The organism is Poriferisphaera corsica (genome assembly GCF_007747445.1).
Classification (GTDB): Bacteria; Planctomycetota; Phycisphaerae; order Phycisphaerales; family Phycisphaeraceae; genus Poriferisphaera; species Poriferisphaera corsica.
Genome location: NZ_CP036425.1, coordinates 1,561,577 through 1,577,942 on the forward strand (window position 1 = coordinate 1,561,577; position 16,366 = coordinate 1,577,942).

At 49.8% G+C, this 16,366-nt stretch carries 7 protein-coding genes; 5 read left to right on the forward strand and 2 right to left on the reverse strand.

The window, feature by feature from the left end; all coding sequences use genetic code 11:
• The first annotated feature begins 259 nt into the window (after positions 1-259).
• On the forward strand, positions 260-1,903 hold the full coding sequence (locus KS4_RS06295) for an FAD-dependent oxidoreductase (protein ID WP_145076171.1): 1,644 nt from the start codon (positions 260-262) through the stop codon (positions 1,901-1,903).
• 74 nt (positions 1,904-1,977) lie between these two features.
• Here the strand turns inward: KS4_RS06295 and KS4_RS06300 are convergent, their stop codons facing one another.
• Together KS4_RS06300 and KS4_RS06305 are read right to left on the reverse strand one after the other, a co-directional pair.
• Positions 1,978-2,550 carry a D-sedoheptulose-7-phosphate isomerase gene (locus KS4_RS06300; RefSeq protein WP_145076174.1) on the reverse strand — a complete coding sequence of 191 codons (573 nt, stop codon included), beginning with the start codon at positions 2,548-2,550 and terminating at the stop codon, positions 1,978-1,980.
• A 114-nt stretch (positions 2,551-2,664) separates the two neighbouring features.
• Positions 2,665-3,567 (reverse strand): efflux RND transporter periplasmic adaptor subunit, encoded by a 903-nt coding sequence (locus KS4_RS06305; protein WP_200761635.1) that lies wholly within the window; start codon positions 3,565-3,567, stop codon positions 2,665-2,667.
• Between the two features lie 665 nt (positions 3,568-4,232).
• Between KS4_RS06305 and KS4_RS06310 the strand changes: the two genes are divergently transcribed.
• The 4 genes from KS4_RS06310 (at position 4,233) to KS4_RS06325 (ending at position 15,916) form a co-directional block, all read left to right on the forward strand.
• Positions 4,233-9,371 carry a glycosyl hydrolase family 18 protein gene (locus KS4_RS06310; RefSeq protein WP_145076180.1) on the forward strand — a complete coding sequence of 1,713 codons (5,139 nt, stop codon included), beginning with the start codon at positions 4,233-4,235 and terminating at the stop codon, positions 9,369-9,371.
• A gap of 125 nt (positions 9,372-9,496) precedes the next feature.
• A complete protein-coding gene (locus KS4_RS06315) occupies positions 9,497-11,476 on the forward strand; it encodes an HlyD family efflux transporter periplasmic adaptor subunit (RefSeq protein WP_200761636.1) in 1,980 nt (659 codons plus the stop codon).
• Between the two features lie 35 nt (positions 11,477-11,511).
• Positions 11,512-13,719 (forward strand): efflux RND transporter periplasmic adaptor subunit, encoded by a 2,208-nt coding sequence (locus KS4_RS06320; protein WP_145076185.1) that lies wholly within the window; start codon positions 11,512-11,514, stop codon positions 13,717-13,719.
• 136 nt (positions 13,720-13,855) lie between these two features.
• A complete protein-coding gene (locus KS4_RS06325; RefSeq protein WP_145076188.1) occupies positions 13,856-15,916 on the forward strand; it encodes a preprotein translocase subunit SecA in 2,061 nt (686 codons plus the stop codon).
• Positions 15,917-16,366: the final 450 nt, after the last annotated feature.

Consider the following 16,366-nt stretch of genomic DNA (forward strand, 5'->3'; position numbering starts at 1 on the left):
TGAGAAAATGTCGACTCAGGCAAAACGCGTAGGTGTGGAAAAAGGTGAAATTTTCGAGGTTTGGGTAAGTGTTCTTGAAGAGCCTGGGATTAGGACTTGTGGACTGCTGAGCGAGTCTGGAGATTGGATAGGATTCTGATAGATTGTGTGAGCAATTGTGAGAAAATGGGTGGGGCGGATTTGGACGTGCAGTGGGTCAAACGAGCAGCTTGGATGTACAGGTTGTTTGAAGAAATGCTGAAAGAACTGCGAGTCCAGAATGAATCATCAAGAAATAGAATGTGATGTGTTGATTGTCGGCGGTGGATTAGGCGGCGTAGCGGCGGCGCTGTCTGCATGTGAAGCTGGCCGGAAGGTTGTGATGACCGAAGAGACCGATTGGGTGGGTGGTCAGATGACAGCCCAAGCGGTTCCGCCGGATGAGAGCCCGAATGTTGAAAGCACGGTATACGGTACACGGCGTTATCATCAGTACCGTCAAGGTGTGAGGCAGTACTACCGGCAGCACTATCCATTGAATAGAAAAGCATACAGCAATCAGCATCTGAATCCGGGGGGTGGTTGGGTGAGTTTCATCTGCCACCTGCCTGTGGTTGGCCATGCGGTGATGCAAAGCATGTTGTTGCCATACCAAGCAATGGGACTGCTCGATATTAAATACATGGTGAGACCTGTCACTGCGGATGTGGATGGTGACACGATTAAATCTGTGACGGTGCATGGTGTGAATGATGAGGCTTATCATTGCACGATCGCCGCGGAAGTCGTGATTGATGCGACGGAAGTGGGGGAGGTATTGCCGATTGCGGGTTGCGAGTATGTGACAGGGCAAGAAGCACAATCAGTCCACGGCGAGCCGAGTGCGCCGGGTGAATCTCGCCCGTTAAATATGCAGGGTGTGACATGGTGCTTCGCGATGGATTACGTTGACGGTAACCATGTCATCGATAAACCTGAGGGTTATGATCAGTGGCGTGATTTCAAACACACATTTAGTCGTGATTGGGATGAAAACGTATTCCAATGGCAAGATTATGTTGAAGGTGATATTGACGGCGATCGTGCTCATATGCGGCTTGAGCGGCCACGTCCTAACGAAAGCTTAGGTGAGCTGTGTTCGTGGTGGGGATATCGTCAGATTCTTGATCCGTCGATCTTTGACGCAGATATTCCTTGGGTGAACCAATCCCAAAACTCAAACCCATATCTGCCTGGCATCACGATGGTGAACTGGTCGCAGAACGATTACTACGGCGGCAACATCTTTGAAGTTGAAGACGCTGATTATCATAAGCAGATGGCCAAGCAGCAGAGTTTGTGCTGGTTTTACTGGATGCAGACTGAGGCACCGCGCGTTGATGGCGGGACAGGATACGCTGGTTTGCGTATGCGAGGTGATGTGCTGGGTACGGACGATGGTTTTGCAAAGAGTATTTATGTGCGTGAGAGCCGTCGTATCCAGGCGATGTTTACACTGACGGAAAATCATATCAGCCAGCACGTCCGCAAAACTCAAGGCGAGGCTGAACGCTTCTGGGATTCAATCGGAATCGGACAGTATCACTTGGATCTGCATCCATCAACAGAAGGTGATGGCCCATGCTATGTGCCGACATATCCATATCAAATTCCGCTCGGTAGCCTTGTGCCGATACGCGTTACGAATTTGATCCCAGCGTGTAAAAATTTTGGTACAACGCATCTGAGTAATGGTTGTGCACGCGAACATCCGATTGAATGGAATGTTGGAGAAGTGGCTGGCGTTCTTGCTGATGAATGCCTCAAGCAAGATGTCACGGTTCAGGGTATTTATCATGATCGAGCCAAGGTTGAAGCGTTGCAGGTGCGCTTAGTGGCTGAAGGTGTGAAGCTCGATTGGCCGGCGATACGCGTTCCCCGTTAAGAGCTGAACATTTGGACATAGAAAAAGCTGCACAATATTAAGTGCAGCTTTTTTATTTATTGATATAGCATTTGTTAGTTGACGGGCGGAAATGCACGCTCAACTGCTTCAAGGACGATGTGCATAAGCAAGGTGTGCGCTTCCTGTACGCGTGCGGTTTCATGTGACTTGACAATGAGCTGATGCGTTGTTTGATCCTTAATGTCGCCGCCGGTTTTACCTGAAATCGCGATGGTTTTGATACCGTTTTGATTCGCATAGTTCACGGAGTCGACAAAGTTTTTGCCATTACCTGAAGTCGTGAACATGACCAGAACATCACCCGGTTTACCATGAGCTTGAAGCTGCCTTGGAAAGAGCGCATCAAACCCATAGTCGTTGGCTATGCAAGTCAGGAGCGGGCCATCAGAGACGAGACAGATTGAGGGTAGCGGGATGCGATCTCCCATGAAGCGGCCCACAAGTTCTTCGGACATATGCAACGCCTCAGCAGCGGAACCGCCATGACCTGCGGTGAGGATCTTGTTGCCGTTTTTGAGTGCGCCAACAATCTCATGGCAGATCGCCTGGATCGTGTCGCGCTGCTCGTTTAATGACAAAATCACTTCAGCGGATTTTGCTATCGACTCGGCAATCTGTTTATCCATTTTGGCTCGCTTAACTGCTGTGGGTCATATTCAATCCGTATGAAAGCAACGACACTCACTACGGTTTGCGTGCCACATCATAACAGGTCTGCCTATCAAATGGGAATGGACATGTTAAGGCGTCTGTACAGATTTTTCTGTATCAACCTGAGCTTGAGCTGTGTTCAATGGAGTCATACTGGAGAGATGTGCGGTGAAGCCGGCTGGGAGTTTGTAGTCAGGGTTCGGGATCTCGAAAACGCATCTAAACGTTTGACTCGCCGAATCAATGATTGGGTCTACATAGGTTAGTTGTGCTTTAAGTGGGCCATTGATCGGCTCGTCCGCAATGATCGTGTACGTTTGATCCTTTTGCAGTTGCCCAAAGACTGATACGGGCAAGTACATGTTCACTTTTAGTGGATCTAGGGATGCGATGCTCACCACGGGCTGATCATCTTTTAGTGTTGCTCCAGTTTCTGTATGGATTCGGATTACCTGCCCATCAAAGGGTGCTTCAATGCGATGTTCATTGAGCTTTTCTAGTTCCAGTTCATACTGCGTTTTCATCTGGTCTTTGCCTTCAATAGCCAGATCATAATCCGCTCGTGCTTGTTCAAGAACAACCTTCGCTCGCTGTTCTTCGAAATTAGAAGCTGCATGTCTTGCAACCATTTCGTTTGTCTGGTTATAAACAAGATCTGCTTCATCTAAAGCTGCCTTCGCACGCTCCATTGCTGCATTAGATTCGGCTTGCTGTTTGGCAACCAATACTACAAATGACTGCACCCGATCATCCATCTGAGCCATGCGATCACCTTCAATGATGCGATCACCTTCCTTGACCTCGACATTCTTAAGAATGCCTTGGAATGGAGCAATCACCTCAACTTCTTGTGATGGAATAACAACGCCTTCATACTTCTCGAAGTCGATTAATTGCTCGGATGTCTTTTCAGCTGTCTGATCTTGCCCATGTAGTCCCGTACTTACGTTGGCAAGCAATACGATAGCCAAAATTGTTGGAATTGTTCTCATGTATTTAACGCTCATTTCGGATTAATGTTATGGCCCAATACATTTATAAGTTCCGCAATTAATATTAGCCATCTGCTCTTAACCACAATTGGTTTATTAGGGAAGAACACGCAAGGGAAGTAGATCAATGGTTATTTTGATGTTCTGTTTCATTTCCATGCTACTGACTCAAATGTGAATCGAAGCTTAAGCACAATTATTAAGCAACTCTACGTCGCACTTGTCTTGTAAGTGGCGAAGAAAACACAACAAAGTAGGCTTAGAAAATACCCCAGAACGTTTAGCGTTAAGCACAGCTTAATCATGCGTTATGTACAATTCCACGCAAATAGAAGGGTATTACCAAGTATCGCTTGATCTGTAACGTGAACCGTGTGCATGTTTTTTAAGCATGATTTGATTTTTAGGTATTGAATGGGATAAATACAGCACTTGGTGAAACTGGAATCGTCCAGCGAAGCAAATTACCCTCGTTAACAACTACACACATAGAATTTTGCAACAGGTCAGCATTAACCACATTGACTAGCAATCACATGGATGTCATCAGCGTATTAAACAGGAAGTTAAATGCGTTTGCTATCGTGCGGCAGCCTGATGCAAGTGCAGCAGCGGAGCAAGGTGATGTTCTTCTCCTACTGCTTCATTGAAGGAGCTTCTGAAATATGGTACGTCAAAGCAAAAAGTCATCAAACAGCAAAAAAGAACAAAAACAAAAACGTAAATCTAATCGTTCTAAAAAGGATGAAAATGCACCACGAGGTCTTGAATCGCTTGAGCAACGCCTCATGATGAGTGCCAGTCCGCTGGGTGATGACGCCAGTATCGTGCAAGACGAGCCGACTTCAGCAGCTATTGAAGCTGCCGCGCAATCAGTTGAGCAAACCGCAAACATCGTTGTGTCTGCTACGGACACATGGAGTTCTGGCTTTACCGGTTCGCTAACTCTCACCAACAATAGTGCAGAAGCTTGGGACAGTTGGCGCGTCGAGTTTGAAACGCCACATGATATCTCAAGTGCATGGAATGCGCAGTTCGAGAATCTTGGCGAAGGACGCTACGCGATCTCTAACCCTTCTTGGGCATCCGCACTTGCTTCAGGTGATTCAGTAGAAATCGGTTTCAGTGCAAACTCCGCTTATGATGGCCAAGGTGCCACTATTACGAATGTCGAGACAACCGCTGGTACTGGCGAGACTCCAGATACAGGTACAGGCACGCCCACAACCCCCGGCGGCACCCCCGGTGAAACCGTAGGTGAAGGCGCGCCTGCCATTGCGAATATTAATATCACTGACGAACGTCCAAGTGACGGTGAATTCACCGTCAGCTTTGCAAAATACTCCGGCGCTGCAGCCACTTCTTGGGAGTTACTTGAGAACGGCGAAGTGGTTGCTTCAGGTGATTTTGATACGCTTGGAACGACTCAGACCGGCTCTGTCGATATTACCGGTCACGACTACGGCGTCTACGAATATCAAGTCCGTCTAATCAACGATGAGGGCAGCAGTATCAGCGCCTCATCAGCCAAAGCAACAAATGGTGCCAGTTTCATTACAATCGACGAAGTCGACGCTGGTGATCAAGCTCTACAGCTAACTGTCGAGCAGGGACAAACCGTTTTTGCGCTCGATGATCTTCGCAGTGAAAATGAGTCATTCGTTGCCTACACCAACAACGGCAGTGTGCTTGATGTTGCCATCAATGCCGACGGCGATTTAGTTGTCTCAGGTCTTGATGCCGGCCGTGGTTCTGTCCGTATCGTCAACACCGAAACAGGTGAGGAGCGTTTCGTCGGCGTCCGTGTTCTGACAGATGAAGGCGAAGTCCCAGGCCGCCCAGACTATCTCGCGATTGGATCTGTATCAGAAGACAGCGCTGCTGATATCGGATTTTGGCAAGACTTTGGTGATGGTGAAGAAGGCACGAACAAACGCGTCGATTCCCGCTACATATACCTCAATGGTGGCCCAGAAAACGGATGGCGTTCATGGCAAGACGGTCAACGTCTTCAAAGCTATCTTCGTGAATCCCTTAAGCTTGGTATCACCCCGCAATTCGTCTACTACAACATTCCCGACGGCGGTGAATCCTACTACACCAACAATGAACACCTAAACAGCGAAGAATATATGCGAGGTTATTTCGAAGATCTGCAATTCGCACTCGAAACAATCGAAGAAATCGCAGGTGATGAAAAAGTTGAACTTATCTTCGAGCCAGATTTCATCGGCTATCTCATGCAGCTTGGCCAAGTCCCTGCAGATCAGGTATTCGCATTCACCGATCAAGTTTACGAAGTCGGCCTTCTTGAACGTGGTGTCGACCCCAATTTTGATAACACCGTCACAGGTCTCATCCAAGCCATCAACTATTCCGTCAGCAATGCTGATGCAAATATCGATTTTGGTTGGCAATTCAATCTCTGGGCATCGCCCGGCATCAATGTCGGTATTCCATCTACCGGCCTCATTCGAATAACAGATAGCCTCGGCCTCGACGCAGGCCGTGAAGCAATCGTTGCTGAAGCCCAGGAAATCGCGAACTATTATCTCAACGCTGGCGTCACAAGCTATGGTGCCGATTTTATCTCTATTGATAAATATGGATTGGATGCAGTCGGCTATCAAGCTGGCGCAGCCGCCGATCCAGAGTCAGGCACATGGTTCTGGAATCAGGATCACTGGGATAACTATCTTCTTTTCACCAAAACGCTTCACGAAACAACCGAACGGCCCGTCACACTTTGGCAGATCCCCGTCGGACGCATCAATGGTTCCGAATCCGTCAATCCATACACTGGCGAAGCATTTGAAGATCTCCCTAATACGACAGCTCGCTATGAAGACTCAGCAGGTACATACTTCTTCGGTGACACATTCACCGGCGATCAAAACCGTGTTGACTACTTCGGCGAAAACTTAGACGGTAACGACGGCGTGACCGTTGATGGCAACAGCATTACATGGGAAGCCGCATGGGAAAAAGTCGCTGACGCTGGCGTCACCCAAGTCCTCTTTGGTGCAGGTGTTGGTATCTCAACCGATGGCGTAGGCTCTCCTCCAACCGATGGCTATTGGTTCATCTCCAAAGTTCAAGAATACTACGACAATCCAGTTGAACTAGACGGCGAGTATGCTGAAACCGTACCCGATGCTGGTTCAGGTGTCGTAACACCACCCGACTCTGGTACAGGCGAAACCCCAGATACCGGCACAGGTGAAACGCCTGATTCCGGCCAAGAAGTCACGCCAAACGCAGCTCTCGCTGTCGCCATTGACTCCGCATGGAGCAACGGCTTCTCCGCCAACGTGACCATCACCAACCCAACAGATGCTGCAGTCGACACCTGGACCGTCGAGTTCTCCGTCCCAGATGGTGTCGATATTACAAGCCTTTGGAACGGCAACCTTGAAGACCTTGGCGATAACCGTTTCCGTATCACCGATCTCGGCTGGAATGGATCACTTGAGGCTGGTGCTTCGACCGAAGTTGGCTTTGTTGGTGCCGGCGCTGTCGGTTCTGCAACCCAACTAGCTGTTTCAAACGTCACATTCAATGGCGTTCCAGTTGGTGTTCCTACAACCACACCCGGTGAAACAGAAACACCTGACACAGGTACCGGCGAGACCCCAGATACCGGCACGGGTGAAACACCTGACACAGGTGTTGGTGAAACGCCAGATACCGGCACGGGTGAAACACCGGACACAGGTGTTGGTGAAACGCCAGATACCGGCACGGGCGAAACGCCGGACACGGGTGTTGGTGAGACGCCAGATACCGGCACGGGCGAGACACCGGACACAGGTGTTGGTGAGACCCCAGACACCGGCACGGGTGAAACACCGGACACGGGTGTTGGCGAGGAAGTGAATCCAGCCGTCGCACTCACAGTCGATTCTGCATGGAGTAATGGCTTCAATGCATCACTAACTGTGACCAACACAACCGATGGCCCAATCGACAGTTGGACAGTTGATTTCACTTTGCCTGATGGCATTGCGATCTCAAGCCTATGGAACGGCGTTCTCGAAGATCTTGGCGACAACCGTTTCCGCGTCAGTAATGTTGATTGGAACGGCAGCCTTGGTGTTGGTAGTTCTCTGACCATCGGCTTCGGTGGCACCGGTGACCCTTCTAACTTGCAGATAGCTGACGTCGAATTCAATGGTACCGCAGCCGTTGTCACTAACCCAGAAACCAACCCAGGCACAACCCCCGGCGCAGGTGAAACACCAGATGCTGGTGTCACTGACCCAATCGCAGCCCTACCGAGTGCGACTATCGAAGGAGTTTCGGTCACTGATTCGCATGACGGCCAGAAACAGGTCATGGTCACCGTCTCAATCGATGAACCATCCGATGAAGCAGTGACTATCGAGTACCGTACACAGGACCGCTCTGCAGTCGCCGGTGAAGACTACGTTGCAACCAGTGGTGTAGTGACCATCGAACCCGGCGAAACAACCGCCAGCATCGCTGTCGGCATCATCGGTGATAATATCGAAGAATACAACGAACGTTTCGACGTTGTTCTTCACACCGCTGAAAACGCAAAACTCTCCATCGCTCGAGCAGGTGTCGTGATCGTCGGCGAAAACGGCGAAAAACCAGCCGGTATCGGCGAAGACGATTACCGTGTCGTCGGCTACTTCCCCGAATGGGCTGTCTATCAGCGTGATTACCACATCGCTGACGTCCCTGCGGATAACCTCACCCACCTCATCTACGCATTCGCTGATGTGACTGCTTCTGGTGATGTCACACTCTTCGACAGCTACGCAGCCGTCGAGAAGTCCTATCCAGGTGACGTTTGGGATCAAGAGCTGCGCGGCAACTTCAACCAGATGAATCAGCTCAAAGCCGAAAATCCACACCTTAAAACCATGATCGCCCTCGGCGGCTGGACCCTCTCAGCACACTTCTCGGATGTTGTTTCAACTGAAGCAGGTCGAGAAATCCTTGCTGAAAACGCAGTCCAGTTCATGCTCCAATACGGCTTCGATGGTATCGATATCGACTGGGAATTCCCAGGCGGTGGAGGCCTCGAGGGCAACTCATCGAGCCCTAATGACCGTGAGAACTTCACACTCTTTATTCAGGAACTCCGCGCACAACTTGACACGCAATCACAGGTTGATGGCAACGAATACGAACTCTCCGTTGCAATTTCTGCAGGTTACGACAAGTTCGCACACGTTGAACTCGAAGCGGTCTCACAATCCATCGACTTCTACAACATGCTCACCTACGACTTCCACGGTCGCTGGGACGCAACACAAACCGGTCATCTCTCTGGCCTCTACAACTCAGACTCTAATACAAACTTAGACCCGCGATATAACGCAGACTCAGCCATACAGGAATTCCTCGCCGCTGGCGTTGATTCCAAGAAGATTGTCCTCGGTGCGCCACTCTACGGCTTCGGCTGGACCGGTGTCTCTGATGTCAACAACGGTCTTCATCAAGCAGCCGCAGGTCTTGCTCCAGGCGGTATCGAAGAAGGCTACTACGAGTTCCGTGACGTTTACGAGCTGGTCAAAAATAACCCAGATTCCTACCAGTTCTACTACGACGAGTCCGCTCAAGCCACATACGTCTATGCCAAGAACATCGCAGGCGGCACCTTCATCACCATCGAAGATGCTCGCTCCATGCAAGCTAAGATTGATTACGTTCAGGAATACAATCTCGGCGGCATGATGTTCTGGGAAATTTCAAACGATCTTCGCGAAACGGATCATCCCGACAGCCTTGTTCTACAGGTTGCAGATCAGCTCCTTCGCGGCGTGACTGTCTAATCACAACAAAAATCAACCCCTGGCGATCTGGTGAGAAATCATCAGATCGCCATTCCTATTAAACCCAACCCTGACACGCACAAGGAACCCACAGCGGCATTAACAAATGAAACATGAGGTCGAATATGATTGAACCACGTAAACAAGCCGTTGTTCAAGGAAGACAGCGAAACCCAAAAATACAAGCAAAAACTAACACAAACATTCCTCAATCCGATGTGCAGCGTCGTTCGCAAAACCGTAGCATGTCTCTTTCTTTTGATACGACTCAATGGATTGATCGTCTTGATAATTTTCAAGGCGCATTCCCTGATTTTGTCAAAGAACTTCTCTCCGTTCAATGCCTCGTTGCAAAAGCTTCCGCCGGGGCTATTATCCAGCAAGGTGCTGCTGATGCTGGAGGTTGGGGTGTAATCGCCTCCCGCCCAGTCCTTGATAATAAATCTGGCTTACCAGATTGGCTCAATCGTGCTCTCAAAGACGTTCCCCCGATCAACAACGCAAAGCAAGCCTACCTCAAACGTCACAACGTTTCCAAACGCAACCAGCGATCCGAAGGCGCAAAACTCGAATTCATCATCTATCTTCCATTGATCTACGATAACACCAAGCGTGTGTTAGGCGCATTCTGGATAGCTGTCGAAACCGAAGCTGTTGCTCGCGAACGCGCCAATCAACTTAAACTTACTCAAGGCGCATACACCACTTTTGAGTTACGCAACCAGCTATTGAAACAAGAAGACGATATGAAAATCGTCACCCGCGCCGTTGCTGTGCTTGATCAGTTTAATACGCATCAAAAATTTCAAGCCGCCGCGATGGCTCTTTGTAATGAGATCGCGACAGAATGGCGTGCCGATCGTGTCTCACTTGGCCTGCGTCGTGGCCAATACGTCAAAGTGATCGCGATCAACCAAACCGAGAATTTTTCTCGGAAAATGCAGCTCATTCATGACATCGAAGGGGTCATGGAAGAGTGTTACGATCAAGATATCGAGGTTTTTGTTCCGCAACCACCCGATGTCCCAATCATTTCCCGCCAAGCCAAGCGTCTCTCAGATCGTTACGGACCGTGTAACATCTACTCATTCCCGCTACGCCGTGACGATCATCTCATCGGCGTTCTAACCGCCGAAATGCCACTTGATCGACCACTTAATGAAAACGCACTCGAAGGCATGCGACTTCTCGCTAATCTCATCGCACCACGCGTAGACGATCTCGAAAAATCTAATAAGTGGATAGGTCTTCAACTTCTCGAATCTACCAAAAAAGCCGGCCAAACAATCGTCGGCCCCACACACACATGGGTCAAGCTTACCGGCATCGGCCTTCTCACAGCGATAGTTCTTCTCTTCACAATCCCCGCCACTGATTGGGTTGAATCTTCCTTCCAAATCGACGCCACCAAACGTCAAGTCATCGCATCACCATTTGATGGCTATATCGATGAAGTATTCGTCGAACCCGGCGACGTCGTTACATCCGATCAACAAGTTCTCGCCTCACTTGCCATCGGTGATCTCATGCTAAACCGTGCCGCGCTGAATGCGCGTCTTGCTGAATCCACCATTGACGCTGACATCGCTCGCCGTGAAGGCTCTACCGTTGACGTCCACATTGCTCAAGCTAAATCCGATGCCATTAAAGCCGAGCTCGGCATCGTTGATGATGATATCGAGGACGCTCGCATGCAAAGTCCGATCACCGGCATCGTTATTGATGGTGACCTTCAGCCCCGTACCGGCGGCGCCGTCCAACGTGGCGAAGCTCTTTTTGAAATCGCCCCTATCGACTCACTTCGCGCCGAGCTATACGTACCCGAAGACCGCATCAATGATGTTCAGCCCGGTCAACGTGGCTCGTTATCCACTGCAGCCTCACCCGGTAACTACATTGATTTTACCGTTGAGCGAGTAGAACCCATGGCCGAGGTTCGTAACGGCCAGAACGTTTTCCTCGTCCGCGTCAAACTAGACACCATGCCCTCATGGCTACGACCCGGCATGCAAGGCCTTGCCAAAATCGACACCGGGGAAACTAACTACGTTCATCGCTGGTCACGTGGTGCCATCAATTGGCTACGCATGAAGCTCTGGCTCTAAAAACAGACATATTCAACTAACCATGAGATAGTAACATGGCAACTGATAGACCAACATTTTCGGAATCATGGTACCGTGTCGGCCCGCTCAAACCACGACTTCGTTCAGTCGTCCAAACCACACGTCAACAATACCGTGGCCACATTTGGCATATACTTCGTGACCCCGCGAATAATAAGTTCTATCGCCTCGACGAACCTTCCTACCACTTCGTTGGCCTTCTTGACGGTAATCGAACCATCGATGACGCATGGAAAAAAGCTTGCGCCGATCTTCACGACGCCGCCCCCACACAAGGCGAAGTCATTCAAACCCTCGGTCAGCTCTATCAAAACAATCTTTTAGACGCTGACATCACCCCCGACGTCTCAGGCATGTTTGAACGCCAGCGCGAACGTAAAAAACGCGAAGTTGGCGGCTACCTCATGAACCTCCTCTTCTCAAAAATCCCCGTTTGGGACCCCGATCGATTCCTCAACCATTGGACGCCCCTCGTAGGCTGGATCTTCAGCCCAATCGGATTCCTCCTCTGGACTGTTCTCATCATTTACGGCGTCTTCAACGTCATCAATCATGGCTCGCAATTCTTCAATCAAGCTTCCGCCGTCCTCTCGCCGTCCAACCTTGGTTGGCTCTTCGTCTCGACCATCATCATCAAACTCGTCCACGAGTCAGGCCACGCTTTCGCCTGCAAATACTTTGGCAATAAAGAAAATCGCGGCGGCGTCGAAGGCATCGGTGGTGAAGTTCACACAATCGGCGTTATGTTCGTCGCACTCATCCCCATGCCCTATGTCGATACCTCATCATCATGGACCCTACGCAATAAACTCCACCGCGCATTTATCGGCGCAGCCGGCATGTACCTCGAACTCGCCATCGCAGCCGTCGCCGCGATTGTTTGGGCAAACACTGCCATGGGCACAGTTCCTCATGCCGTCGCCTACAACATGATCTTCATCGCATCCGTCACAACCTTTCTCTTTAACGCCAACCCTCTCATCCGTTTTGATGGCTACTACATCCTCTCAGACCTCACCGAAATGCCCAATCTCGCCAATCGCTCGAAAGAATACCTTTACTGTATCATCAAAAAATACATTTACGGCGTCCCCAATCCAAACGACCCATCCCACTCAGCCGCAGAACGACCCTGGCTTCTAACCTACGCATTGAGTAGCGCTGTTTACCGTGTTTTTATCTCTGTCGGGATCATTCTCTTTGTAGCCGATAAACTCATCATCCTTGGCCTCATCATGGCCCTCTCCACCGTCATCGGTATGGTCATCGTGCCATTCGGAAAATGGATGCACTACCTCTTCACTTCCGGCGAACTTCGAAAGAATCGTACTCGCGCACTCACCGCTACTTTCTCAACAGCTTTCGTTGCCTTCCTCCTCATTGGCGCGATCCCCATGCCTGATCGCTCACGTGCGCAAGGCTTCGTTCGCCCCGACCAGATCACCACGGTTTACGCCGAAACCGAGGGTTACGTCGAGGCTATTCTCCCATCAGGCGCCTTTGTACACCCTGATGATGACTTGCCACTGGTCGAGTTGCGAAATGTTCATCTCGAATTTGAACGTGATAAGCTCACCGCTCAAAAACACGAATACCTTGCAAAATACCGTAAAAATCGTACTGAAGATATTGCTTCGGCCAAAGCTATGCGCGAACACCTCGACGCAATCGATGAGGAAATCAAGCGTGCGGATCGTGATGTTCAGCGCTTGAATGTGAAAGCGCCATTCACAGGCAACTGGATCGTTGGTAACGGCGATTCGATTACTGGGCAATACGTCCAGCGCGGCCAAGAAATCGGACAAGTCGCATCACTCAATGATATGCAAATCGTAGTCACCGCAAACCAGTTTCTCGGGCCTCGTCTCTATGAATTACCCAACGAAAAAGTACCCGTTGAAATCCGCATTCAAGGCAGGCCTGATCTGAAATTTAAGGGCACCATCGAACGCGTCATCGCCGCAGGACAACGCGATCTTCCATCCGAAGCGCTGGGACAACAGGCCGGAGGCGAAATGGCTATGCAGCAAGATGAGCAATCCGGCCAGATGATGGCCTCGGAAGTATTCTTCGAGGTTCTTGTTAACCCCGATAGGGATGTTGATTTCAGACTTTACCCCGGACAGCGCGTTGTTGTTCAATTTGATATGCCAAACAAAACGGTACTCGCTCAAGGTTGGCGTACTTTCCGTCAACTGATTCAAACCCGTTTCCAAATCTAAATCCTCTCCCCAATCCCCCTCAAGACCACGACCGCCGATCGTGAGGTGCGTTTTGGTTTAATACACAAAGAACACAGCTCATTGACGAACCTAAAGAATTTTGCAACACGACTGAACATCGTAATTGGATAGATCCATGGCAGAAGTCATCAAACAACACGAACGATTTACGATCGCAGATGATGAAATCAAGTCCGCACTCGATCCCGCCAATATGCCCCGCATTCACGCCCAGATTGCTTGGGAGGCATGCAAAAGGTGGCAGCCCCTCAAAGGTGATCGTGAAGCCAAGAAATTGCTTAAAGGTTTCGATGCTTTCTGGGACACCGGCATCGCGCGGTTCGTCAATCTCTATCCTCGCACGCATGTACTCATGAAACGCGCAGCCAAAATCATCGAAATCTCAGAAACCTTTAAAGATCTATCCGAAGCAGATTTCAAAGAAAAAATCCAAGAATACCGTGAAATTTACCGCAGAAGTAAAGATGATGATCAATCGCAGATGATCGCACTAGCCATCGTCCGCGAAGCTTCTCGCCGTTCTACTGGCATGGCCCACTATCAAAATCAGATCGCTTGCGCCCTTGCGATTACCCGTCACTCGCTCGCAGAGATGGCAACCGGTGAAGGCAAAACACTAACCGCGACAATGCCAGCAGTCCTCGAAGGTTGGCGCGGCCGCGGCGTTCATGTGATGACTTCTAACGACTATCTCGCGCATAGAGACGCTGAAGAAATGCGGCCAGTTTATGAATACTGCGGCCTAAAAGTGTCCGCTGTCACCAATGAGATGGCGCCCAACGATCGCCGTAATGCATATTACGATGACGTCACATATGCGACGCATCAGAACGTTGCCGCTGATTACTTGCGTGACAAACTTCAGCTCGGCAGTATCCGCTCACTCACGCATTCAATCCTGGACCGTGTACGCTCAGGTAAGAAGGGCGTCTCAAACAAACTCGTGATGCGCGGCCTCGCCGCCGCTGTTATTGATGAAGCCGATTCGATTCTCGTTGATGAATCCGTGACCCCCCTCATCATCTCCGGCGATTCCGATTCTACCGAGGAAGAAGCCGCCTACCATGAAGCCCGTGAGCTTGCTCAGCAACTCATTGAAAACGTGGATTATAAAGTTAACGTCAAATTCAAAGAGGTTGAATTAACAAGGCAAGGTAATCATCATCTTGAGGAACTAACTGAAGAAATGAAAGGTATATGGCAAAGCGGTCGCATGCGTGAAGAGTGGGTCAATCAGGCACTTACCGCGGCTCACCTATTCAATGAGGGCGAGCAGTACATCATTGATGATAAGAAGATTGTGATCGTAGATGAGTCAACCGGACGGTTGATGCCCGACAGAACATGGCGAGCCGGTTTACATCAGGCGGTTGAGGCCAAAGAAGATGTCCCGGTAACCGGCGCGAAGGAAACACTTGCACGGATCAGTTTCCAACGGTTTTTCAGGTTATACCCACGTATCGGCGGCATGACGGGAACAGGATGGGAAGCACGAAACGAGATGTGGCAGATGTATCGACTGCCAACTGTTCGTATTCCGACGAACAAACCATGTGTCCGCGAACAGTTGCCTGAAAAAGTATTCAGCAACGATGAGCAGCGCTGGCAGGGTGTGATTGAGGAAGTGAAACGTGTGCATCAATCCAAACGCCCGATCCTGATTGGCACGCGCAGTATTGAGACAAGTGAGAAAATGAGTGATCTGTTGAAGAAAGCGGGGATTGAACATCAGGTACTCAATGCAGTCAATCATGCGGAGGAAGCGGACATCGTTTCAGCGGCCGGCCAAGAAGGTCGGGTTACTGTTGCAACCAATATGGCGGGGCGTGGAACAGATATCAAGTTGAAACAGGAGGTGAAGGATTTTGGCGGATTACATGTGGTGTCGTGCGAACGAAACGAGACGGGCAGGGTGGATCGACAGTTGTTTGGTCGCGCGGGGCGGCAGGGTGATCCGGGTAGTGCGATTTCGTTTGCAGCGATGGATGATGATCTGGTGATTCGGTATGGGCCGAGCAAGATTGCGCGGTATTTGGGTAAGTTTATGAATGGTAGCCGAGCGTTTGATAAAGCGCAGCAGAATGCAGAGAAGCAGGCGTATCGACAGCGGAAGAGTGTGTTGAAGCAGGATGATTGGCTGCGAAAGAATCTTGGGTTTGCGGGTTCTGAGCATTGATGTTTTTGCTCTGTGCGCACGGTTTGTTTTGATGTTGGATTTTACAATGGTCATCAATTGTGTGTTTTTAAAAGTTGGTAGTTTGAAATGGACGTGATGCGTGCTGTATTGGGTTGGTTTTTTGCGAGAAACGTAATAAATACTGTGAAACAAGAAGATACAGTGTGCGAATGTGCGCACAGTTTTAGATTTTTGATGACTTTCCCGTAGATGGAAATGGTCTAAAAGGCTAAGAAATGATTAGAAATGGCGTGGAATGAGTAAAGAATGGTGAGTAATAGTGAAAGAATTGCACGCTTTTGAAGGGCGATTGCGTGCTTGTGCGCATGTTTTGGATAGGGATGAGTTTGGTATGGGATTTGCTAATTACTGTTGAGTTGTTGCACTGTAGCGTATCGTTGGTTGGGTGGGGAAGGAGTTGTTCCACTTGAGGGTATGGTTAGTTGGGTG

Excerpts from the sequence above, each read along its gene's own strand:
- KS4_RS06320 (WP_145076185.1), top strand. The coding sequence starts at position 11,512 with ATGGCAACTGATAGACCAACATTTTCGGAATCATGGTACCGTGTCGGC.
- KS4_RS06315 (WP_200761636.1), top strand. The coding sequence starts at position 9,497 with ATGATTGAACCACGTAAACAAGCCGTTGTTCAAGGAAGACAGCGAAAC.
- KS4_RS06300 (WP_145076174.1), bottom strand. The coding sequence starts at position 2,550 with ATGGATAAACAGATTGCCGAGTCGATAGCAAAATCCGCTGAAGTGATT.
- KS4_RS06295 (WP_145076171.1), top strand. The coding sequence starts at position 260 with ATGAATCATCAAGAAATAGAATGTGATGTGTTGATTGTCGGCGGTGGA.
- KS4_RS06305 (WP_200761635.1), bottom strand. The coding sequence starts at position 3,567 with ATGAGAACAATTCCAACAATTTTGGCTATCGTATTGCTTGCCAACGTA.
- KS4_RS06325 (WP_145076188.1), top strand. The coding sequence starts at position 13,856 with ATGGCAGAAGTCATCAAACAACACGAACGATTTACGATCGCAGATGAT.
- KS4_RS06310 (WP_145076180.1), top strand. The coding sequence starts at position 4,233 with ATGGTACGTCAAAGCAAAAAGTCATCAAACAGCAAAAAAGAACAAAAA.